At 58.4% G+C, this 24,323-nt stretch carries 14 protein-coding genes; 4 read left to right on the forward strand and 10 right to left on the reverse strand.

Going from position 1 to position 24,323, the window contains the following annotated elements:
* Positions 1 to 461: 461 nt before the first annotated feature.
* The 4 genes from V1273_RS32910 to V1273_RS32925 form a co-directional block, all read right to left on the reverse strand.
* Positions 462 to 2,165 carry a phospholipase D-like domain-containing protein gene (locus tag V1273_RS32910; protein WP_334379873.1) on the reverse strand — a complete coding sequence of 568 codons (1,704 nt, stop codon included), beginning with the start codon at positions 2,163 to 2,165 and terminating at the stop codon, positions 462 to 464.
* A gap of 443 nt (positions 2,166 to 2,608) precedes the next feature.
* On the reverse strand, positions 2,609 to 7,963 hold the full coding sequence (locus tag V1273_RS32915) for an AAA family ATPase (RefSeq protein ID WP_334379872.1): 5,355 nt from the start codon (positions 7,961 to 7,963) through the stop codon (positions 2,609 to 2,611).
* 32 nt (positions 7,964 to 7,995) lie between these two features.
* Positions 7,996 to 8,712, reverse strand: coding sequence for a hypothetical protein (locus V1273_RS32920; protein WP_334412016.1), 717 nt, complete (start codon positions 8,710 to 8,712; stop codon positions 7,996 to 7,998).
* 102 nt (positions 8,713 to 8,814) lie between these two features.
* Complete coding sequence (locus V1273_RS32925; protein ID WP_334412017.1) at positions 8,815 to 9,603, reverse strand: gamma-glutamylcyclotransferase; 789 nt, start codon at positions 9,601 to 9,603, stop codon at positions 8,815 to 8,817.
* Between the two features lie 676 nt (positions 9,604 to 10,279).
* On the opposite strand from V1273_RS32925, the gene V1273_RS32930 reads away from it, so the two are divergent.
* Positions 10,280 to 11,056: a DUF2278 family protein gene (locus V1273_RS32930; RefSeq protein ID WP_334412018.1), complete on the forward strand. Its 777-nt coding sequence runs from the start codon at positions 10,280 to 10,282 to the stop codon at positions 11,054 to 11,056.
* Between the two features lie 39 nt (positions 11,057 to 11,095).
* Here the strand turns inward: V1273_RS32930 and V1273_RS32935 are convergent, their stop codons facing one another.
* From V1273_RS32935 to V1273_RS32960, 6 genes are all read right to left on the reverse strand, one after another.
* Positions 11,096 to 12,100, reverse strand: coding sequence for a hypothetical protein (locus V1273_RS32935; protein ID WP_334412019.1), 1,005 nt, complete (start codon positions 12,098 to 12,100; stop codon positions 11,096 to 11,098).
* Positions 12,101 to 12,427: 327 nt separating this feature from the next.
* Complete coding sequence (locus tag V1273_RS32940; RefSeq protein ID WP_334412020.1) at positions 12,428 to 14,950, reverse strand: alkaline phosphatase family protein; 2,523 nt, start codon at positions 14,948 to 14,950, stop codon at positions 12,428 to 12,430.
* Between the two features lie 810 nt (positions 14,951 to 15,760).
* Positions 15,761 to 15,889: a hypothetical protein gene (locus V1273_RS32945; RefSeq protein ID WP_334412021.1), complete on the reverse strand. Its 129-nt coding sequence runs from the start codon at positions 15,887 to 15,889 to the stop codon at positions 15,761 to 15,763.
* Positions 15,890 to 16,466: 577 nt separating this feature from the next.
* Positions 16,467 to 16,601 (reverse strand): hypothetical protein, encoded by a 135-nt coding sequence (locus tag V1273_RS32950; RefSeq protein ID WP_334412022.1) that lies wholly within the window; start codon positions 16,599 to 16,601, stop codon positions 16,467 to 16,469.
* A gap of 374 nt (positions 16,602 to 16,975) precedes the next feature.
* On the reverse strand, positions 16,976 to 17,974 hold the full coding sequence (locus tag V1273_RS32955) for an ABC transporter substrate-binding protein (RefSeq protein WP_334412023.1): 999 nt from the start codon (positions 17,972 to 17,974) through the stop codon (positions 16,976 to 16,978).
* A gap of 201 nt (positions 17,975 to 18,175) precedes the next feature.
* Positions 18,176 to 19,138, reverse strand: a complete 963-nt coding sequence (locus V1273_RS32960) for an ABC transporter substrate-binding protein (protein ID WP_334412024.1) — start codon at positions 19,136 to 19,138, stop codon at positions 18,176 to 18,178.
* Positions 19,139 to 19,763: 625 nt separating this feature from the next.
* On the opposite strand from V1273_RS32960, the gene V1273_RS32965 reads away from it, so the two are divergent.
* Genes V1273_RS32965 through V1273_RS32975 form a run of 3 tightly spaced genes read left to right on the forward strand, consistent with a single transcriptional unit; the run spans position 19,764 to position 24,237 of the window.
* Complete coding sequence (locus V1273_RS32965) at positions 19,764 to 22,751, forward strand: GAF domain-containing protein (RefSeq protein ID WP_334412025.1); 2,988 nt, start codon at positions 19,764 to 19,766, stop codon at positions 22,749 to 22,751.
* A complete protein-coding gene (locus V1273_RS32970; RefSeq protein ID WP_334379861.1) occupies positions 22,748 to 23,113 on the forward strand; it encodes a response regulator in 366 nt (121 codons plus the stop codon). The genes V1273_RS32965 and V1273_RS32970 overlap by 4 nt, the downstream gene beginning before the upstream one ends.
* 14 nt (positions 23,114 to 23,127) lie before the next feature.
* A complete protein-coding gene (locus V1273_RS32975; protein WP_334412026.1) occupies positions 23,128 to 24,237 on the forward strand; it encodes a response regulator in 1,110 nt (369 codons plus the stop codon).
* The last annotated feature ends 86 nt before the right edge of the window (positions 24,238 to 24,323 follow it).

Raw genomic sequence — 24,323 nt, forward strand, 5'->3', positions numbered from 1 at the left:
CGCTCTGGAGTTCGCTGGCCTCCAATAAGATGAACCCGCGGGCCGTTAAAACAGCCGTCCGGCCACCCCGGTTGGTGATTAGGCTAGACAGCCGCTTGCGGTGGCAAAAAGGGCCCTCTGGGCAGCGGCGAAGCTGTTCGAATAGATGGGCCGGACATTTTGAGGGCTGGCGGAGAGAGTGGGAACGAACCCCAGCCCCGTACCTTGCCTTTGATTTATTTAAGATTTTAGGCTCGCTCGGCTTAAATCGTGCACATAAGCGTGTTCGCTTGTCAACGCTGTCACACGGAACACCTGTCGCGCCGATTAACAGTCCTGGCGCACTCCCGTTGCGCACAGGGCGGCGAGAACACGTGGAAAAACCAGAGCCCCTTCGCTTTCGAATGCCGCCCTCTATTGGCAGCCGGAACGCGGGACGATCGGCGAGCCATCGGGAGGAGCGTAACGAGGAAGCCTCCGCATCAGTTCTGATTCATAAAAGCTTCGCGGCGAAGCTTCTTGGGACCCTCCTTGAAATGACCCGGCACCCACTTCGTCCAGTCCTCTTTCAGGAAGCCTGCATCGGGATCGTGGCTACCTTGTTCCTTAATTCTCTTCACCACGTATCGTGAGTAGAAGTGATCGAAAACACGCATAAACTCGCCAAAATAGACATCCGCGACACGTTGGTTGCCACGGATGACCAGCATATTCTCGTCGTTAACGTTTTGGGAAGGCCTGCTGAAGTTCGCGGTGCCCGTCACCACAATCGGATCCCTGCCGAGCGGATCAATCAGCATGAACTTGTCATGGACGTAATAATTCCGGTTGAAGCCCGTAAGCTTCTCGCCAAGGAAAAACTCGAGATCTCCCTTCGACAGCTTGGCGCCTGGGGCTATGACGGTATTCCCGATCACCTTGATCTCGTCTGCCAGCTCATCACCCGGATCCTTGTCGAAAAGCGCGTAACGCAAGGTGCTGTCTTTCCTGACAAGAACGTCATGAAAGTACTGGTCCAGATTGAAGGCAAAGGTGACACAAGCGATGCGCTTGGCGTCCGCGATCAGGCCCGCATACCACTCTAGCGTCTTTTCGTCCCCCTTGTTGTCCCGCGGCGAATAGAGCGTGAGCATGCGATCATCCGGCGGCAGGGTATGGGGTGCTGGTGTCGGCTCTGCGGCAAGGTTGGCTTTTTTTAGGGGAGCGAGCGTTACTTTCGGATTCGCAAGACGCTCCCAATACTCAAGATAGCTTCGAGCCAGATCACGATCCCAAATCACATGGCCAACGTTGGAGTGGCCGAAAATGCCGCCTGCCGAAATATTCGTTGATCCGGTCCACACCGCGACCGGTACGTTTTTGTGAATAAGGATGATGAACTTGTTGTGCCGTATGCCTTCGCGGGATTTCTGCGGCTTGCAAATGCTCTTGATGCGCGCCGCCGCTATCATCTCTTCGTTTTCTTCCTTGTAGGATTGCGCCTCATAGCGAACATCGACGTCAGCGCCAGCGTTCTTCGCTTCCTTGAACGCCAGGCCGACCGGCTTATAGCGAAATTCATAGAGCATCGCGCGCAGCTTGTAGTCGGCAGCGTCTTCTCCGGCTGCGACCCCAATGAATTTGATCAATGCCTCGAACAGGCCGCGGGAGAGCCAAGCCATCGGCTCGGAAGCCGGATCGTCTTCGTCCAGTTCGGCTTTGCCGAACTTGCGAGCAAAGGCCTGAGAACCCGCGGCGCCACGGTTAAAGTAGATGTCGTGCGATGGTTTGGCTACGTTTTCACCGCCCTGCTCGGCTTCGGTGGTTATCTCTATGGTAGTAGCCGAACCCTCATCGAGTTCAAGGAGCTTTGGCTTCCCGTAGACCGGTATAACTTTGAACTCGTACGTGGTAGAGGGCCTGGCTGTGTAGTCACCCCACTGAAATGTCTGGATCGGGTGTTCGGAGGTGGGCACTGGCGTACCAGGAGCCAGCCCCTCGTCCTTGTGCTTGAATCGTTTGATGCCGCGAATGAAATAGCGCTCGACGACCTGGCCATCCTTGATCTCCGATCGTTCGATCGCAAAGCCCAGCAGCCCCTCATGTTTGGCTTCCTGCGCTGGCACGAAGTCCCACGCCAGCGTCACGACGTGCAATCCTCCGATTGCACGCACGTGCAATACGTCGCCCTTAACGAGATTGCGCATGAATGCCCCTCCCGCCTGCTCCGACGTATGCACGCGGAGCCGCAACGTTGTCCAACGTAAACGATTGCATCTTTTCACGACGGCAATTGAAAGTCGATGGCATATTCGAGGATATTGATTCCACACTTTCAGTGTTCACAAACCCACAATCATGCGCCGACAGTGATCGCCTGCACGACGAGCAAGTTCTGCTATTGTATCAACGCTGACTTTGAGAGCGCGATCGAATGTTGCTCAGATGCGCGAGAGGATCGCGCAGCAGAGAGCGCTCGGAAAAAGCAATCGGCTACCTCAGCATCCGCTCTCAAGGAGAGGCGGAAGCTATATCGGACTCAACGCCAACTTGGCCGAGCAGTCGGATAAAACCTCTCAGACGATGAGGCAAAGGGGGATCATTCTTGCATCAAGTGCACGCGAGCACATTGGAAACACGCAACTGTAGTCTATTGTTGGCCCAGTCTCTCAATGCCGTCCCAATTGTCCGGCGGAGGCTGCTGGCGGTAGCGTGCACAACGCTCTAGGAATAGGGTGGGCAGAACGTCCTCGGGACTTTCGGAGCGAGCTCGCTCGAATGCAATTCGGGCGGCGTTGAAATCGCGGCAAAAGTACTTCTCCATCCCTGACCGGAGTAGCTCCACCGTCTTGAGCTTGATTGCACGTCGCTCAGGCGTCTCGGCGTCAAGAACCTCATATATATCGACCCCCTCGTTTTTACCCTTCACCGACACACGGTCAACCATACGGATCGCAAAGGCATTCGGGTCCTTGAGTCCCTGGAGCGTATGCTCGCTGATAAGTAGACGCGCCCGATAGACCTTGGTCAACTGCTCGATGCGCGCCGCCAAGTTTGCGGTGTCACCGATGAACGAACATTGCATGCGGTTGCGGCCGCCGATGACGCCGAGGACCATGAATCCTGTGTTTAGGCCGATCCCCATATGCAGTTGTGGTTGGCTCAAATACACCGAACGTCGATTGAGCTGGTCCAGCGCACGCCACATTCCGACGCCGGCACGCACAGGAGCGTCCGCAGGAGCGTCGAAAAGTGCCTTGATTCGATCCCCATCAAACGAATCGATAAAGCCGCCGACTTGCGAAATTTCTGGCTCCATACTTAGGAAATAACCATTGAGCAGTTCAATCACGGCCCGCGGGTCGAGGCGCTCTGCGAGCGGAGTGAAGTTACGCAAGTCTGCGAATAGAATGCTCATCGTCTTGGCCACGTACTCGCCCGCTTCGACGCGCGCTATATCGGGGCGGTGCAAGCTTTCCAGAAATTCACTTGGCACGAACCTTCGCTGGGCCTCGATCAAACGTTGCTGATCCGCGTACAGCTTTGCGTTTTCGATCGAGATGAAAACCTGTGCAGCCAGCAACTTGATGACTTCTATGCGTTCTTCTGTGAAAGCGCCGGCAGCCAATCGATTTTCCATGTAAATGGCGCCCTCGAGCTTTCCCTGACGCATTAGAGGAATGCACAGCAGCGACCGCGCCTTTCGTGCGAGCAGGTAGGCGTCTTTGGCAAAACGGCCCGCGCGCGCCACGTCGTGCACTATGACCGGGCTGTTCGTATGCAACACGTGATAGACGATCGAGATTGGCAGCGAGAGCGCGCCAGCGGCGCCGTCGATGGGAATCGATCCCGCCGCTTCAGCAACATCGCCCCCAACTTCGCTCAAGCCCTCCATCACAAACTGCCCGCCTTTGCGAACCACAAAACAGCCGCGCTGACCGCCGGCGTTCTCGAGCATGACCCGCATCGTCGTCGCCCATAATCGCTCCAACACGATCTCGCTTGAAATCGCCTGCGACGCCTTTATCACCGAGGCCATGTCAAGCGAGGCGGAATCGAAGCCCGCCGCGGTCGTCGCGGACACCTCGACGGAGCTCCGCGCCGCCTGCGGCGTCAGCAGCTGCGCAAATTCTTCGTCCATGTGCTCGATTTTGCGCTGCGCACCCCAGCGCTCGTAGAGATGTCGCGCCGCCCGGAGATACCCTTCGGCCGCTTTTGGACGCTGCGCGGCAAGCAGATGCCGCGCCGCCAACTCGTTGGCCATCGCTTCGTCACGATGGAATGCACTGGCGCGCGCGGCATCCATCGCCCGCTCGTACAGCCGCAAGGCCGGCTCAACCCGGCCGTCCAACCGCGTCAACTCCGCTTCCATGAGCAACTGCAGATGCAGGAAATTCGCTGGGCAGTGGTTCGCCCAGCGGGTCATTCGCCTGAGATCGGCCTTCATCCGCTTAAGCGTCTGGGTTTTCTCAACCGACTTCATGGCGGGCAGACACACCGCCAATGTTAGGAACGCCACGAAGTAGAAGCGCACGAGTTGGGGGAGCGACATTGCTGATGCAATCAGCTTATCCTGTTCGCGTACGTGGCTTAGTGCTTCGGCATAGTTGCCGTAAAGGAAGCAAATCTCGGCCTTGTATATGTGATAGTTAGCGACGCCAGTCATGAACTGCCGCTGCAGCATGCCCTCCACACAACGTTTTTCGTCGAAGTCGGCGTCGCTCATCGAGCAGAGGTCGTTGGTCCAACCCAAGAAGTTGCGCTGCATTTGCAGGAACAGAGAACCCGAATCAAACGAGTCCTGGTATGCGCAATCGCGAACGACGCTCATGTAGTTGGCGTGCTCTTTCACAGCCGTCTCGAGATCCAGCTTCGGGTCCCAGATTATGCAATCCTGCGCGCTGTAAGCGAGGTACAACAGGTCCCCCGATTGGTAACCGGACTCGATGCCTCTGCGGAACCATGGCGTCATGCTCGACCAGTGGTTGCTCCAGTGATGAATGAACATTGCGTATACGTAGATCACACGTGACTTCAGCGCGATGTCGTCGAAGCGGTCGTTCATCGCCACTGCGAGCTTGCCGAACTCGTAGCCTTGCGCGGGATCTTCCAGCGCGCCGCAAAGTAGCATGCCGTAGCCGGCATAGGCGAAAGCTGATTCCGGGCTGTTCCCATAGCGCAAAGAGATATTGACCGATTTCAGCACCAGGAACGGGAACAGTTCACCGCTTCCGGAGAGGAAAGCAGCCGGAAATATCTCCATCAGGAGTCGGATTGAAACCATCTTGGCGGGATCCGACAGCGCGGGCGCGTTGATCAGGTCGGCGATCCGCCGGCCGGCCAAATTGCGCTTGACCCGCATCCTTTCGCGCCGAATCGCAGCGCGGTCGGGTGATTTGGTGATGCGCACGCCGAGCAAGGACAAGCCAGTTATCGCCGCTTGGATCGAAGCCTCCATCTTGCCGGTGGTGGAGTACTGCCTTGTCCTCATCGACAAGAGTTCGGCCTTCTCAAGGTTGGTGCGCGCCTGCATGAGGAGTTGCTCGATCCATGCCTCGGCCTCGTCGTAGCGCTTGGTGAGGTAGGCGCACTGCTGGTACTCCGTCGCTAGCGCCATGGTGAGGTTGTACTCGGTAGCCCACCTATCGGCCGGTAAGAGTTCAAGACCGATGCATAGATATGACAGCGCCGTCTCGTAAGCCGAGGCTCGCTGTGAGCGAATGCCAGCAGCCAGGTTCAAGCGGGCGAGCTCATTGCGCTCAACCGGATCATCAATCAGCCGACGACCCTCGTTCAGATGGCCTACGATATCGATTAGCCGCTGCTCGCGCTCTTGCGGACTCTCGTGACGCTGCATCAGCCGTCCAACCCTGAGGTGAACCGACTGCTTATGCTCTTGGTCGATCAGGGCATAGGCAGCCTGCTGTACGTGATCGTGCTGGAAGCGATACGTCGGATTTGCTCCATCCGTTAATCCCATATGGTCAGTCGTAGTCGGCGCCTCGCCAACGAGTTTGTAGTCCTCTTGCAGAGGAACGATCACATGCTGCCGTAGTGCCGGCAACAAATGCTCGCTGGCCACACCAATCGAGCTCTCATAAATGATGGCCAAGGTCCGCAGATCGAACGTGTTGCCGATGCACGCAGCCAGCTGCAGGACACGCTGCGTCGCTGGTGGAAGCCGACGCAAGTTGACCACCATGAGCTCAATGACATTGCTTGCAAGCCCACTGCGTCGAACCGCTTCCATGTCCCAGCACCAGCGCCCCCTCTCCGGAGCGAATGCAATCGCCCGCTCCCGCTCGAGCGCCTTGAGCGTCTCAGTGAGGAAGAACGCATTTCCCAACGTCCGCTCATACAACAGCTTGCTAAGGGCCTGACATGAGGCGATGTCGCTCCGCAGGGTTTCTGCGACCAGCTGGTCAACGGCCACGAGGTCCAGCGGCTGCAGCGGAAGCTCGTGGATCGAGCGGGTTTCCTGCAACTCGTTCAGTGCTATCCGCAGCGGGTGACCCATGTCGATCTCGTTACTGCGAAAAGCGCCAATGACCAGGAGATGCGTAAGGTCGCGGGCAGTACCGAGCCAACGGATCACATTCAGCGTTGAGATGTCGCCGAACTGCAGATCGTCAAGGAAGATCACCAAAGCCTGTTCGTTGGCAATCACTTTGACGAAGTTGAGAAAGGTGATCTGAAATCGATTCTGGTCCTCCGTCCGCGGCAGCTCGGGCACCGGCGGTTGCGGGCCGATGATTAGTTCGAGATCCGGAATGAGATCAATTAGGAGCTGAGCGTTCGGCGTAAGGGAAGCCAGCAGTTTTTGGCGCCATTCTTGCTGCCGCTCGTTAGATTCGGCCAGCAACTGCTGGACGAGATCACGGAATGCGAACGCGATGGCGGAATAGGGCGTGCTTCGCTGAAACTGGTCGAATTTTCCTTGAATCAGGTAGCCCTGCCTGCCAACGAGTGGCTTGCTGATCTCGTTGACTAGGGCCGACTTGCCGACGCCCGGGTATCCCGAGACCATACAGAATTCGGTACCTCCCGCAGCGACGCGTTCGAAGAGGGCCAGCAGGACAGCGATTTCCGGCTCGCGTCCATATAGTTTTTGTGGGATCTGAAACTTGCGCGACACGTCGTGCTGGCCCAGCGCGAACATCGGGAGGACGCCAGTATTCGCGAGTTCGCGTTGGCAACGGCCGAGGTCCGAGAGCAGTCCGTAGCTGCTCTGATAACGTTCCTCGGCGTTCTTGGCCATCAGCTTCAAAACGATTGCCGACACGGCCTCTGGGATAGTCGGATCGATTTCGCTCGGGGACGGAGGTGACTTGCTTATGTGACTATGGACCCACTCTAGGACTGAATCGGCCTGGAACGGCAACCTGCCCGTCAACAGCTCGAACAGAGTGACGCCGAGCGAGTAGTAGTCCGAACGGTAATCGAGCTCACGATTCATTCGACCGGTCTGCTCCGGCGACATGTAAGGCAAATTACCTTCCCGCCGCTTGGGCAAAGCATACTGCTGGCGCTCAAGTGCGAGCTCCGACGAAATGCCGAAATCGATTAATCGCAAGGTACCCGCGGCGTCTACTAGGACGCTGTGGGGCTCAATATTCTTATGCACTACGTCAAGCTCGTGTACGCCCGCGAGCGTCTCGGCGAGCGACATCGCGATCTTGAAAAAGCCGTCGAGCGGAAAACGTTCTTTCCTCGCCGCGATCTCTTCCGCCAGTGAATGACCAAACGGCTCGAGCACAAGTGCGATATTGCCGTTCCCGTACGTTTCTAGGGCATACACGCGAATGACGCCTTCGATGGACTGCAGCCGTTGAGTGATCTGAAAATCACGCTGCAACCTCGCGACGTCGTGCTTGCTCGGATACTCAGCATTAAGCGTCTTGATGATGACCGGCAAATGATCCGCAACGCGAACTGCGGAATAGATCGATCGCACATGCGATCGATGGACAGGTGCACGGATCTCATACCCCGCTATCGTCACCATGGTGTCGTTCGTCCGGGGGCCATGCCCCACCGTCAGTGGCCGAACATTTCCTGAATCCGCGCCGTGTACGCTTCCTTGGCGGTCTCCCGCAATGGCGCGCCGTGTCCGCACAGCGCGTGCCGAAATGACAATTTGCAGAGCCGGGCGAAGTCATCCGGCTGCGGCTCGTTGATCCGCATCCACAGCGGACCTAAATTGGCCGGCTGGAAGAAGCCCATCTCCGTCATAAGCTGCCGCGACTCGTCAGAGAAGAATTCGTCGGACTCCAACCAGTTCTGCAGCGAATCAGACGAAACGAGAATGCCACCGGCACGGTCGATGCTCAGGATGCACTCCGGCCGTTTGGTTGTTTGAAAAACGAACACGCCGCAGCCCGCGAAGGGCATCTCGCCGTCCGGTCGGAGCTCCCGATCGGCCACAAGACCGTGTTCGTGCGTCATGCCAGCCAGGGCCCAAAGTTTGGCGCCGTAGCGTTGCCGGTAAAATGCATCGTCTCTACCATGCATCGAACCGATCTTAACCACGTTCGCTACGCGGCCAAGCCCTTCAAGTCGGGTCAGGCCGGTCTCGTCGAGACGGATCGAATTGATCAAGGTCAGTGCGTCGCCGTCGCGCACCACAACCATGTTGCGGTTGAATTGCCATGGGACGTCCATTAGCACCGTCTTCATCATGCCGGTGACGAAAAAGACGTCGGGAAAAACTTCCTCGAGCAAACCGTGGGGCAGGGCTGGCGGCAATTGGTCCATGGCCTATCCTCCAACACGCGCGGCTAAAGTACTTTGATCCTGTGACTACCGCAAGTGACATTGCCCAGCGCAGGACCTCAAACTGAGAAACGCATACCCTCGTCAGTCGTAAAGGTATCGGCCGGCATAGGCGTACTCGGTACTGTATTCGTGCAGATATTCATTGAGATATCGCCGCTGAGTCGGCGTCAGGCGATCATACTTGATGTCGTCGAGGGTCTCGCTGCCGTCGGAAGTATCGAGCCGCTTGAGGTGAAACAGCGTCATGTCCTTGCCGCCGAACAGACCGCGGAGGAAATGATGCTGCCGGCGTGCCCCGGCCATATCGAAGACGGCACCGGCCAGCGCCGTCAGCGTCGGGTGTCGCATCAGCGTCGCGGCCGTGAATATGGGATACTCGCCGGGAGGAGGCACGAAAACAGGAACGATTGGCGGCTGATGCACGGGATGCCGGCGCAAGGCATCTACATAGTCGGAATCAATTCCGGCTTGGGTCGCCCCCCTTACTAAGATGTTCAGGTATCGCCGGGAAGGACGGTATCCTTCTTGGACGAAAGACGGATCTCCGACATAGGTAACGGCTTCCTGCTCCCCTCGTTGGGTGAACACCCGGATCTTAATCCTATGATAGCCATGGCCGCTTGCCTCTGCCGCGTCGAGCAGCGCCAGATGCTCGTCTTCGCATAGATGAAGCACACCCCAGACGGCGTCGGTGCGATCGTTGGAGCACTCTATGTTGGCGACACCGCCTTCGTGGTCAAAAAAATGACGAACGTTGAAACGCAACCGCCAACCGGGCAAAACGGCACGCTTGGAGGCACGCGGCTCGACGCCTTTGGCGCGGAGCGAGATCAAATCCATGTTGGAGGCGTAGCCGAAGTACCAGGCCATATCACTCCTCCACGCACCCAGTTTACGTAGCGACGCTTCGCTCGATCGTTCTCGTCGACATTACCGCAACATTCCATTCGGTGAGTTCACCCGATCCCCGACGTCACACCCATTTGGGCCTATCGGGTAGCACGCCAAAATGGGTCGATATCGGCGCAAAACGCCCCTGTGATTTCCTTCACATCCTCCGAACCGTCGCCGATGCTATAATCGTACAACACTATTCAACATCTTGCGACGCTCTTGGTAATCGGCCCAAAAGCGGCCGAGAGCGCAGGGAAAGCAATTGGCCGCGTTGCGACAGCAACGCGGGTTCGTCTGCCGTCATATCCCAGGGCGCCCGACAGCGACTGTCTAATTTTCCATTCGACCGAGAGCGACAACCATGGCCTCTGGTACGTCAACATCGACAGTGGGCACTCTCTATAGACTGATTTCGGATCGAGCGAAGATCCCGCTGAAGTTTGGCGGCCGACCCAAATGGTCACTTTGCGGCTTATTCGGATCTGCGCAGCAACCATGGCGCAACGGTTTGAGATTATTGGGAGATGGCACATTGCGATCAGCCGATTGCATTATCGCCTCGTCTCGGCAAGGACAACAGAACACGCGCCATTGCGTACCAGCATTTCCTAATCTCAATTTTGGCATACAACGACATGACTGGGAGTGAACCATGCCCTTGGACCACTACGGGGTCGCGATAGGCGACCTTATCCGCTTCTATCGCGATCCGCCGGACAGCTTCGGTCGATGGTTTCACGGGCACGTTGAGATCTCGACGCCTTCCGGGATGTGGACGAGCGCGCTCGACGTCGATACGCCCACAGGGCTCGGGATCAGTTACCGGCTTAGCGGGAATCTGACGCCGGCCGATCTCGGTCCCGTCGCAAGCCTGCCAGACGGCTTTCATCTGTTACCATCGTCACCAGCCTCGGGCGCGATTGACTATCTCCGATCCGCGTTCCTGCAGGACAATTTCCTGTGGTTCTTGAAGGCAAACGCAGTGGGCCTTCCGAGATCCCCACAACCGCTGCCGCCGAAATGGCCGCCTCCGACGGCGATGAAGCCAAAACCGCCGGCGCATGAGGTTCTCCAGCAGAGATTCTTGAACTCGATGCACCGGTTCGACTATTGGCTGCCAAAGGCAATCCCGTTGCACATTCGACCGTGGCTTAGAAGCGACGGCAACAACGCTTTGACCGCACTCGAAGCGGAATTGGTCGGGAACCGAAAAGTCTATCTTTTCGGCGAACGATTCGACACTGGCCAGGGCGTGCACGACGTCCATCAGAACCAAGGCGACCCTGCCGGATCTCAATGGTGGGACGACAATGGAATCTGGCAGGACGGCGCGGTCGCCGTTCAGCGAGAGGACGCCACGCTGTTCCTCTGGCAGGTCCGCTTCAACTCACAGGCTACAAAAACCGACAATGCCGGCCACCCCGCGTAGCGTGTCGGGCGGGCTTGGGTCGAGTATGGCGTTTCTAGTCTAGTAGGCAGTGTGCAGCACGTCGAGCTCCGCGCCGCTGACGGAACGAATCATGTCAGGTCCGACATTCGTGCAAAGACATTTGGCCTCGTCCGTGGTCTTACTGAATACCTGCCGATAGGACAGCTCGCATATGTCCTTATCACGTCCGGACCAGACTTGCTTGCAGAGTGACAAGGTGGGCTCTGGGCCAGCTGTCGCGTCCATGCCCATTTTCACTTGCCAGCATGCGGCGGTGAGATCTTGCTGCATCATGAACATTGCCCGTGCGAGTTGCCTGTTGGGATCGTCCTTGACGTGCCAGATCGCGCTAGGGTGATTGGCGCCGAGTACCTGCACCTTCATCCCCGATGCCAGCGTCATCACACCCAGTTTAAGCGGCGCAAGGTCGACATTGTGTACGGCCTTAAGCCAGTTTCGCGCTGGAGCGCCGAACGCGATCATGGGCCGGCTGCCTGCTTGCCCAGATGGCGGCAGCCAGAGATTCAGAAGCGCGGTCACGTAGTCGTCGAAATGGGGATAGACGCCGGACCGCGGTGTGGTTGGATCTGCGGTTGCGCATTTCGGGGGACGAGGGTCAAGGAAGCAGGATTCCCGGTCTGGCAGCGCAATCGGCACGATGTCGATTATATTCTGAAAGAGGCCGATATCATCCGAGGCTGCGTTATTCTCTATGAGCAGCTCCGTCCACCGCTTGGTCGTGTTCGCGGCGAGATAATCCTGCTTGTCCAACAGTACGGAATCGGGCGGAAAGTGGAGAAGCTGGACGGTGCGATGCCGGACCATGGCCACGCCATGGGGCAAGAAGAAACGCCAGTTATAGCGCCAGAGCTTGCGGCCGTCGGGGCCAAGGGCGTCGAGCAGCTCACGCGCTCCCTTGAGGCCGAGTGCGCCGGCCTTCAGATATTCTGGCAGCGCTTTGGCATATTCGGCAGCGCCAGCGCCGTTTAGCCGGACGCTGATGCGTCCCGCAGATTCCGAACACATCAACTGTGGTCGCGTCAAAGCCGTCCCGCTTCAAAGAGTGGCTAAGGTAGTGTTCGATGGTTTGCGGAAGCGTTCGGTAAGCCGGGCAGACCTCGGCGCAGTTCGGATAGGAATAAAGGGTCGCGACCTCCCCGATGGGACCAAGATCGATCGTGACCGGTGTTTGGGCAAACGATGCCGTCGCGGGCAAAAGCGCCAGACAGATGCCGAGCAGAAACCGCTGCATGATGTCCTCCTCCACATGTGTTCAACTAACACCACTCCGTAGAGAACGCTCATCGATCTGGCGATGCGGTCCATAGCGAATGCACGATCGATCTCCACATGACTCGACAATGGAAAACGTTATTTCATTTGCCTTGCCAGGTCTTTAAGCATCATATTCAGCACCTTCTCGTCGGTTGCGCTCTCGAGGATTTTGTTCGCGACGTCACTCGTCTCGCGAGCGGTCCGCTTTCCTCCGACAATCGAATCGACTAGTCGCGGCACGATCAGCTGATGCAGATCGCTCAGCCCTTCGGCTGGAGTACCCGCCGCCCTCTGGGCCTCCTCCGGTGGAGACAATATCGGCGCATCTGTCCTCGGCGATTGGCATTGAAACACGCCTTCAAAGGTCGGAGCATGCTGCGTGCGGTCGCCCAAGCCCCAGCGCCCCTTGGGGATGCCGTACCACGTCAGCAGCGTCGCCAGGATTGACGTTGAGTCGTAGGCAACCTCCGTAGGCGAACGGAAGACAGTTCGTTCCTTTATCCAGGGTGAGACGAGTATCGTGGGCACCCGCACGCCCATGATGTCGTATCGGAAGCCGTCGACCATGTCATTCGGCCATGGGTTCCGGGCGTAGGGCGGCGGGACATGATCGAAAAAGCCGCCGTGCTCGTCGAACGTAATGATAAGCAGCGTCTCGTTCCAGTTTGGCCCGGTTCTCAGCGAGTCATAGATCTCGTTGAGCGCCCTTTCGCCGGGCGTCGTGCCTCCCGCCCCATGGGGATGGTACGACGTGGCCGGTTTGTCCGAGGCGATCCAAATCGGTTCTAGAAAACTGAACGCCGGCAGGCGTCCTTCGCTGGCATCTTTCTTGAATTGCTCGATATCGGCAATGTACCTTGCGCTCTGGTCTTTATCGACGGTCGGGATTTGACCTTGAAGAAACAGGTGGTAGGTCAAAACGAACTTCTGCCATTCCACCGAATTGTAGATCTTCCAGTTCTTGAAGCCATTGGCCCACAGCACCTTCCAAATCGATGCGCGGCGGGGCAGATCCGGCCAGTAAGTGTACTCGGGTCCATTCATGAAGTTGTTGAGCTCGCCGAGCGCCGAGCCGGTGAGCGCAAAAGCGCGTTGTGAGTCGGTGGCGCCTGGCATCGAGCAGAACCAACGGTCGGAAATGGCGAACGCCTTTGCCAATCCGTTGAGCACCGGGAGCTGTTCGGGCGTGAAGGTTGACATGATAGCAGAAGTGCCGTTGTTCCAAACGAAGCCGCCCATGTCCGGCGTTGCGCGCCTTGCATAGCCGTCGCGATCTTCGAAAAAGAACTGACGCATCGTGTCGGTCATGTCATGATATGGATCGGACGGTATGATGAACTCGCCTCCCTCGTGCTTTTTGAGGTGCACCTTCTTGGGAGGATCAACGTCGACGTCGAGATTGAACATGTCGGTACTGGCGCCATCGAAGGGCCCTTCGGCCCCTACGAAATTGATGTTGCCTTCACCCTTTTCATAGAGCCAACCGCAGACATGATCGAACGAGCGGTTCTCGACCATGTAGTAAACAACATGTTTGATCTTCGAGCGCATGAAATCGATCGTGCCCGGGACCTCCCTGTTCGTTTTGTCGATCGGGCGCAGCCCTTGGATTGCGGTCAGAGTCGTTTTTGAACCAAACTCCTTAGGCATCGAACCTTTGCGCACCGGACCGGTCAGAGGATTATGTTGTTCTGGATCAAATCCCCACAGTCGATACGAACCCTGCTCTACATCCCAATCGAGCAAATACTCGCCGATCGGAATTAGCTGATGGGTGTTGTCAATGTCACTCCAGTGACCTTGCTGTCTGGCCGGCCGTGCCAGTGGAGTGTCGTTCATCGGATCGAAACTCCATAGCCAATAATCGCTGCCGCCCTTTTTTCTTTTCGCATTCAGCCGATCGAGAACGTAGTTGCCCATAGGAATCAGTTCGTGGCCGAAATTAATCGTTTCGAATGCGCCAGCGACCCAGGTCGGGAACTGGTACAAAGGGTCGACTGATTGCGGATCGAAGTAAAAAAGCTTGAACGTGCCTCGTCCCGTGGTCGGGATGACATTGAGGATGTAAGAGCTGAGCGGCAGGAGCATCAGCTTCTCACCTTTGTCGAACTCCTTGGCGGGGCCCTCGGGATTGCCGAAATCTGGCCGCGATCCCCAGAACTTCTTTTTTTCCCACGTGCCAGTCTTCACCGAAGTGAGCTCACCAGGGCTGACGGCCCTGACGCCTAGAGGATTCTTGATGCTCGGGTCGAACTTGAACAGGCGAAAGGGAAAGCTGGGCTTGTAATCTCGAAGAGTGAGTGGCCCCCATTCCAAAACGTAGTCGCCTATCGGGATCAGTTGGTGGTTTCGGTCGAATTTGGCTCCTTCATGTCCCGGCATGAGCTTCAACAATTGCTCATCGTCGTCAAGGTCGACGTACCAGACGCTGTAGTCGTCGACCTCGCTTGAGCGACAGATCAGGTAATCGTTGGCGGGTGCGCCGCGATTGGCTTTGGCCGGGCGGCCTTGCGCCGAGCTGGGGCTCGGTCCGAGCGCCAGAGCGCCCAATCCGGCCATCAGGGTGCGTCGACTAAGCCCTTCGTCCGCGATGTTTTGCAGTTTGATGTTTTCGGCCATAACTGTCCTCCTCCCGAGAGTGTGCGGCCGACAGCGGATCGTGTGAGTTGAGTTTCTTATCGCGCGTTTGTCCTTCCGACCCGTTTTGGCGCCGGTCGCCACAATGCAACAACTTCGGCGGCCTTAATGGCTCGCTCCGAGGTCATGAACCCACACACGCAATGATAGCACAGTTCGGTAGCGAGTATGTGAAGGGCTTCACACTGGGAGCTGCACCGCTGGGCATTAGATAATCCTTGATCAATTGTCCCACGTGTGCGCAGCAATGGTTTTTGGCTTTGCGGCACCGAAGCCGAGCAAATCATTGAAATACCCAACATAAACTGTCGAAAAAGGCGAGCTTCGCTGGGGTAGTAAATTCTACCGAGATTTGGCATCCGAACACGTTGCAACCATCTGGATATTTGCGAATAGCAAGCATAGCCCGCCTACCTGCATTTCGGGGGGCTCGTTATTGCATGCTACTCCATATCGCTTTGGTCTCCCTCACTAGGGAAGTCTCACTGGCGCAGCCATCGCCGGTGTCTGACGCCATTCGGAAGCAGATCTCGCGCGATTTCGATCCAAAGCTCATCATAGGCCATGGCATCCGACCGCCATTGCACGCAGCTCGATCGACTTTCGCAAGCCGTCCAGCCCCGGTGTTCTGGAAAACTGAGGCGATTAGGCCTCGGCGTCGGAAATGGGTGTGCGTGGTCAGAACGCGAAGCAGGCAATTAGCAGACTTAACAGAAGCAGCCGCAAGAGTGTCAGCACAGCGCCGGTGCGGGACACAGGACCGACCGCAGTCCCGAAGCTCAATCGCCCGGGTCAGAAAACCTTGGGCGGCGGCAGGTACGGCTTGCCCCAGATGTCGAGGATGTCGACCAAAGTCCAATTATCGCGTTCGTCGGAGGCTAAGGCCAGAGCTCGCCCTGCGCGCGCCTCCTGGATGCTCATCGCAACCCGCATAAGGTGATCAGCGCCCCAAAACGCTACTCGTGGATTTTGGGCCATGAAGCACAGCGCCGCCTGCGCGATCGCGATCCGACTCTCGGCCTGCGCCTTGCGTTCGATCGGGGCGGCTTGATGCCGAGCCTGCTCGACTTGGAATTTCCGCTCCTCGCTCTCAAGCGCATGTTTCGCTCTGGTGTGATACGCGCGGGCGTAGAGGGCCTGGCGCGCTGCAATTGCTCCAGCCGAGTTTCGAGCGCTTGCCGGTCCGAATCCTTAGCCGGCCCCCAAAGCCGATGCCACATGGACTGCTTAGGGTAGTCCATTAGCTGCTGTGCCGAGGCGTCGGCCTCGGCCTCCGCGGCGCCTAGGCGTGCGGTCTCCTCTCGGAGCTTCCTCCGGGCGGCGGGCAACGATGTTGGCTCGAGGAGTTCCGTGAATTGACAGGCCGCGTTCTCTCGTTGAATGACCTCGTTGAGATCGCCCATCGTTCGCTCAAGCGGCGGCAACGCCGCACGTCGCGCCTTTGCTAAGAGGTTGATCAGCGTGCCGCTGCGCCCAGCGAGGCTGACCGAGAGGATTTTCAGCCGTGAATCCCGGCTTTGATCGCCTTGAACACTGCCGGCTCGTCCAAACGTGCCTCGAGCCTCTCCAGCCGGCCGTGAAGCCGCCCGACTCCGCTCACCACCTGCTGCAGCAGTTCGATGATTGTGTCCATCGGGTTCGGCTGGTTCAGTGCCTCCGTATCTTGCGCGAGGCGCGAAATTGGCTCTATCTGATGCGCGAGGTTGGGCAGAAGTTTGTAGGTGGCCTCATGAATGTTTAGCCGGGCCTGGGTTGGTCAGATCTCCTTCCAAAAAGTGGTTATTGCGGCTCCAAAAAACTCTGATGCTTGGAGCTTCGACCGCAAGAGCGGGTCTTTTGGGGGAGTCGAAAGAAGTTTGTTCCTTTCTCAACAAACGCGCCTGACATAAATTTGGCAGCGTAATCATCGCGCGATGTCCGCTTCGCTCCGAATGACCGAAATGCTGCGTTGCCCGAAATGACGCGATGGGCCACTTCCGGACTCATTCATCGCAACAAAACAGCATACTATTCGATCACGTCGTCGGCACGGGCGAGCAACGACTCCGAAATCGCGAGTCCAAGGTCCTTGGCAGCCTTCTGACTGATGACGAGTTCGAATTTCGTCGGCCGATAGTAGGGAATATCACCGGGCTTCGCACCCTTGAGGATTTTGTCGATGGAACGAGCGGCCTGGTGAAAAAGCTCCACAAAATCGACGCCATAGGCCATGAGCCCCTCGCCGTCTTCTATATACGAACGAAATGGATAAATGGCCGGCAACCGGTATTTCTTAGCCAACTCGCCGATCAGTTGTGCCTTCGTAATGAGTTCCGGACTCGTGTCGACGAAGAGCGCGTCGGCACCTTCCTGCGACATGAAGGCGAAGACACGCTGATATTCCGCTTCGCTTGCATCCTCGAGATAGGAGGGCCCAACGACTACTACGCCCGCTTTCTCTGCCGCCTTCTGCATTAAGGCTACTTCCGGGCTTTGGCGCAGCCCCAGAATTGCGAGCTTCGATATTTTTGGGACGACTTCCCGGAAAAGCTCAAGCCGTTTGCCCCAAATCTCGGATCCGGCATCGATGCTGACGCCCGTGATGTTCCCGCCCGGCCGTGCGATGCTCGGCATAAGGCCAAGATCGACCGGATCACCGGTCATCGCAACGATCGGTATGGTGGACGTTGCCTCTTTGAGAGGCACCACCACCCTATTCGTAAACGCAACAACAAGATTGGGATTGCTGGCTACGATATCGCGGGCGAGCTTAGGATAGATCTCCGCATGACCCTCGCCGGAATAACGCTCGATTACCAGGTTCTGTCCCTCGACGTAGCCGAGCCGGCGAATTTCCAGGAAAAGCTCGCGCCAATACCGGTTGCTGCTACTTGCGGTCAGCTCGGCGACCGGCCACAATGGATGCAGTATCGCGATCCGGTACGCCTTCGTCGATTGCTGCGCTCGTGCGCTAAGCGGCAGCATGACTCCTGACCCCATGAACGCGATGAACTCACGCCGTCGCATGTGTCCCTCCCTACAAGGATCACGTCTGTGTGGGTGGACGAGAGCCTAGCACCTTTCTGCGACGGCCGCTTCGGGCCAAAAGCGCCGTTTAGACGGCGGGTTGCCCACTTCCGGTCTTCCCCTGGAAACGGACATCGTCAGGGCCGGACGCCATGTCTCAAAGGTGCCAAAACCGGACTCATGCGCCACAGCAAGAAAACGCTATTCGATCACCTCATCCGCGCGCGTAAGCAGCGACGGAGGAATGGTGATGCCAAGCGTTTTGGCGGTCTTGAGATTCACGATTAGCTCAAACCGGGTCGGTTGCGCGACTGGCAAATCGGCCGGGCGTAAGCCCTTCAGTATCTTGTCCACGTATATGGCCACTTCCCGCCACTGGTCGGGATCAGAGGCGCCGTACGACATCAGACCGCCCGAAGAAGGAAACGAACCAACCATCGAGAACGAAGGCATCTGATGCTTCAGTGTGAGTTCGATGACATCCCTCCGTACCAAGGTTGGTTGAATAATAACTGCATCCACCTTGCTTTGGCTCATTCCCTCAAAATGACCCTCGGCATTCTCCGTTGGATGCATCATTACCCGATTGATCTCGATGCCAAGGGCCGGTGCTGCGAGCTCGATCTGACTGAGAAAGGGCTTGCTGAAGGGGTCCACCGTGTTCGCCAGAACTGCAACGCGGCGAGCGGCCGGCAACGTCTCACGAATGAGTTCGACGTTCTTAGCCATGACTTCTGCAGCGATAGCCGTATTTCCGGTGATGTTACCTTCAGGCCGTGCCAGGTTCTTCACAAGTCCGGTAGCAACCGCATCGCCGACTGCCGCCATGATGATGGGAATGCTGTTCGTGGCTTGCTTCGCCGCCATGGCAGATGGCGTTTGCCAAGCGACAATAACGTCGGCTTTGAGGCGAACCAATTCACTAGCCAAATCTCCAAGGGCTGCCGCATCGCCACCCGCGGATCGCAGCTCTAGGCGAAAACTCTGGCCTTCGATGTAGCCAATTTTTCCCAGCGCTTCTCGAAGAGCTTTCAAAAAGGGACCGGGATTAGGATTCCCCAAAACGAGTACGCCGATTGTCGGAACTTTGATTTGCTGCCCAAACGCAGCAAAGGGACATATTACGGCTCCGCCGAGGCTTAAGAGAAATTCACGCCGTTTCATCCTTGTCCCTGAGAGCAATGAAGCGCGGCTATTCATTTAACTGCCCGAAGCCCAACGTGGTTTCCGGTGCCTGTTTTAGCCGCTTAACAGCTACCTGTATATCCAATTGGACCCTGCGTGATGTCCGAGTCGGGTCAATCTCGTCATCCCGACCATGCGCCAGTCACTTCCGGTCTACCCCTGAGAGCAGATATTCTTGAGCCGGTCGGCATGTCTCAAAGGGTGCCAACTCCGGACTCATGCACCGAACTACGCCCTCATTGGATCACGTCGTCGGCGCGGCTAACGCATGCGACGGGAGGCTCTGGGTGGAGCGCTGTCAGTGTCTCCAAATTACCAAACGTCCGGGCCGAGTTTGGCTTCGAGATTGGATTGCTGCCGCACTCGCCGCAGGCAAGCGCTCGCCGTGCTGCCAAGGAATGAGATGAATTCCTTTCGTCACATGCGCCCTCCCCTCGAGGACCACGCCTATGGCACAAAGGCTTAGCAGCTTGGTGGTTGGCCGCCAGGGGTTGTAGCTTTCGGTAACTCTCAGCTGGGCGAGCAACCTCGGGTTCCATCACCGCCTGCCGGCGCCCGATCCGCAGGATGGGACAAGCTGCAGCATTGCTGCTAGATTTGAGCAATGAGCATCTCCCTCCACCCGGATACGCCACGGGGTCGGACGCTAGCGGGATCGCCGGTAGCGAGCGCGGGGTTGGGAGCGGTTTCATCCGGCGCGAGGAACCGCAGCGGGCTCTTCATCAAATACGTTGCGCTGTTTGTCGCCGTGGTTGGCGTCGCGCTGCTAGCCAACGGAAGTTTCGAGGTTTTCTTCTATTACCGCGAGCACAAGGCCTCGCTGATCCGGATTCAGCACGAACAGGCGGTGGCTGCGGCGGCCAAGATCAGCCGGTTCATCAAGGAAATCGAGAGCCAACTCGGATGGACCACCCAATTACCGTGGTCGGCGGGTTCAATCGAACAGCGCCGCATTGACGCGCTGCGATTGCTGCGTCAGGTGCCAGCGATCACCGAACTCGCGCAGGTAGATTCTGCCGGCAAGGAGCGGCTGCGCGTCTCGCGCTTGGCCATGAACGTGATCGACAGCGACCTTGACCTTTCAAAGGAGCCGAAATTCACGGAGGCCGTCGCCCACAAGGTCTACTACGGGCCGGTCTACTTCCGCAGGGAATCCGAGCCCTATATGACGTTGGCGGCGGCCGGCACCCGTAAGGATGCCGGCGTCAGCATCGCCGAGGTCAACTTGAAGCTGATCTGGGACGTGGTGTCCCAGATCAAGGTTGGCGAGCACGGCCGTGCTTATGTTGTTGCCGCGCAGGGCCGGCTGATTGCGCATCCCGACATTAGCCTTGTGCTACGCAACACCGACATGTCCAAGCTCACGCAGGTGCAGGCGGCGCAAGCTGGGCAGGCGGGCGGCACAGCCGACGAGCTGCAGGGCGCGCGCAACATCCAGGGGCAAGAGGTGTTGACCGCATCCGCGCCGATCTTGCCGCTCGGTTGGACCATGTTTGTCGAACTGCCGGTCGAGGAAGCCTATGCCCCGCTTTACACCGCCTTGCAGCGGCTAGCGTTCGTGCTACTTGCGGCATCAGTGTTTGCTGTGCTTGCAGGGATCCTGCTGGCGCGACGCATGGTCGGCCCGATCCAGGCGCTGCGCGCGGGCGCCGCACGCATCGGCGCCGGCGATCTCGGCCAGCGCATCTCAATCAAGACCGGCGACGAACTGGAAAGCCTCGCTGACCAGTTCAACGAAATGGGCGCGCGGTTGCAGGAATCTTATGCCGACCTGGAAAACAAGGTAGAGCAGCGGACAGCAGAATTGCGGGAGTCCCTGCAGCAGCAGACGGCGACCGCGGAAGTGCTCAAGGTAATCAGCCGGTCGGCCTTTGACCTGCAGACGGTGCTCGATACGCTGGTCGAATCTGCCGTACGGCTGTGCGAAGCCGATTCCGCGCTTATCTCCAACCTCGAGGGGGAAGCTTATCGGGTGGTAGCAGCCTTTTCCTTTGCGCCCGAATACTACGCGCTCATTCGAGGTCGCGTTTTGCCCGTTGGCCGTGGGAGCATGACCGGACGGGTTGCATCTGAGGGACAGGTCGTCCACATCGCCGACATCGCTTCCGACGAGGATTACTCCATAACCGAGACGGTGACGCTGGAAAAAACTCACACCATGCTCGGCGTGCCTCTACTGCGCGAGGGGGTCGTGGTCGGTACGATCAATCTCGGACGACAGCGGGTGCAACCCTTTACTGACAGGCAGATCGAGCTGGTTCGGACTTTCGCCGACCAGGCCGTGATCGCGATCGAGAATGTTCGGCTGCTCGATGAGCTTCAGGCGCGAACGGAGGAGCTCGGGCGCTCGGTCCAGGAGCTGAAAGCGCTCGGCGACGTCACGCAGGCGGTGAACTCGACGCTTGATCTCGAAACCGTGCTTGCGACCATCGTCGCCAACGCGGTGCAGCTCTCGGGTACCGATGCCGGCGCTATCTACGTGTTCGATGAGGCGCAACAGCAATTCCGGCTGAGCGCCACCTACGGAATGGACGAGGCGCTGATTGCAGCGATCCGCGACCAACGGATCGGCGCCGGTGAGAGGCTGATGCAGCAGGCCGTTTCGGTTCGCGGACCCCTGCAGGTCCCCGACCTGCGTCAGGAGCCCTCCTCGCCGACGCTGGAGCTCATCCTACGCGCCGGCTATCGATCGCTGCTGGCTATGCCGTTGCTCAGCCGCGACACCATCGTCGGCGCCCTGGTGGTACGGCGGCGTGACACCGGTACGTTCTCGGCCGGCAAGATCGACCTCCTGCAGACCTTCGCGGCCCAATCGGTGCTGGCGATCCAGAACGCCAGGTTGTTCCATGAGATCGAGGACAAGAGCCGGCAGCTCGAGATTGCGAGCAAGCACAAATCGCAGTTCCTCGCCAACATGAGTCACGAGCTGCGCACCCCACTCAACGCCATCCTCGGCTACACCGAGCTGATCCTGGACAACATCTATGGTGACATGCCCGACAAGATGCGAGCGGTGCTCGAGCGCGTTCAGAGCAACGGCAAGCACCTTCTTGGTCTGATCAACGACGTCCTTGATCTGTCCAAGATCGAGGCGGGTCAGCTCACTCTGTCGCTGACCGACTACTCACTTAGAGACATCGTACACGCCGTGGTCATCGCGGTCGAATCGCTCGCGACCGAAAAGGATCTGGCGCTCAATGTTGAAGTCGCCTCGGATCTGCCCATTGGCCGCGGCGATGAGCGTCGCCTCGCGCAGGTGCTGCTCAACCTTGTCGGCAATGCCATCAAGTTTACGGACCGGGGCTCGGTGTCGATCAAGGCTTCGGCAGCGGATGGCACATTTACGGTCGCCGTTCGTGATACCGGGCCCGGAATTTCGGCAGACCATCAAGTGAAGATCTTCGAGGAGTTTGCTCAGGCCGACACATCCTCGACCCGCAAGAAGGGCGGAACGGGGCTCGGCCTGTCGATCGCCAAGCGGATCATCGAACTGCACCACGGGCGGATTTGGGTGGAATCGGTCCCTGGCGAGGGCGCGACATTTTCCTTTACGGTTCCGGTGCGAGTCGAGCGACAGGCGAGGCAGCCATGACCAAGCGCATCCTGGTGATCGAAGATCAGGAGGACAACCGGCGAATTCTGCGGGATTTGCTTTCGAGCGTCGGATACGAGCTGATCGAAGCCGAAAATGGCGAGGACGGCGTTGCGGCCGCCGCCGTGGATCGGCCCGATCTTATCCTGATGGATATACAGCTGCCGCTTCTGGACGGCTACGAGGCGACACGCCGGATCAAGGCTCAACCGGCACTCTCCGCAATCCCCATTATCGCGGTGACCTCCTACGCCCTGAGCGGAGACGAGGACAAGGCGCGGGCTGCGGGCTGCGAGGGCTATGTCACCAAGCCCTTTAGTCCGCGTGAGCTGCTCGCCAAGATCCGGGAATATCTGCCCTGACGAGCCGAGCTCCGATGCACCATCCTCCGCGCATTCTAATCGTCGACGACAGCGAGGCGAACCGCGACATTCTCAGCGCGCGGCTGGCGCCACACGGCTATGAGCTCATGCAGGCGGCCGACGGAGAGGAAGCGCTCGCTGCCGCGAGAGAAAGGGTCCCGGATCTGATCCTGCTCGACGTCATGATGCCCAAGATCGACGGCATCGAGGTCTGCCGCCGACTCAAGCAGGACGCCGAGTTGCCGTTCACGCCCATCATTCTGGTGACGGCCAGGGCCGATACCAGGGATGTCGTCACTGGGCTCGAGGCCGGGGCCGACGAATATCTGACCAAGCCGATCGATCAGTCCGCGCTGGTAGCGCGTGTGAAATCGGTCCTGCGCCTCAAGGAGCTTCATGACAAGGTGCAGGGGCAGGCGCACGAACTCGCCAACTGGAACCGCACGCTCGAGCAGCGCGTCACTGAGCAAGTCGCCGAGATCGAACGCATGGGCCGGCTCAAGAGCTTCCTGGCGCCGCAGATTGCCGAGATCGTCCTGTCCTCGGGCGAAGAGCTCTTGGACAGCCACCGCCGAGATGTGACCGTGTTGTTCTGTGATCTGCGGGGGTTCACGGCCTTTGCGGAGACGGCCGAGCCGGAGGAGGTAATAGCGGTTCTGCGCGAGTACCACGCGGACCTCGGTGGGCTCATCCACGAGTTCGAAGGCACGTTGCACCGCTTTGCCGGCGATGGCATCATGGTCTTATTCAACGATCCGCTGCCATGTGTCGATCCTGCGTTGCGCGCCGTTCGTCTCGCCGTCGCGATGCGCGACCACGCTGCCGCGCTTGCGACCAACTGGCGCAAGTTGGGTCACGAGCTCGGGTTCGGGGTCGGCATCGCCCACGGCTACGCCACGCTCGGCCGCATCGGTTGCGAGGGCCGGTTCGACTATTCGGCCACCGGCTCGGTCGTCAATCTCGCCGCGCGACTGTGCGCCGAGGCGAAAAACGGACAGATCCTGATCGACAGCAAGGTGTTCGCGGCGATCGAGGAGCTTGCAGAGACCGAGCCTGTCGGCGGGCTCGTGCTCAAAGGCTTTCACCGTCCGATCCAAGCCTTCAATGTGAAGGTGTGCGCTTGACCGGTAAACGAACTTCAAGATTTGGTCGACTGAATCTCCCGACCGGTCGCAATTGTGTCGCTACGCCGATCTGAATCCCCATAGCC

It is taken from the genome of Bradyrhizobium sp. AZCC 1721, assembly GCF_036924715.1.
GTDB lineage: Bacteria > Pseudomonadota > Alphaproteobacteria > Rhizobiales > Xanthobacteraceae > Bradyrhizobium.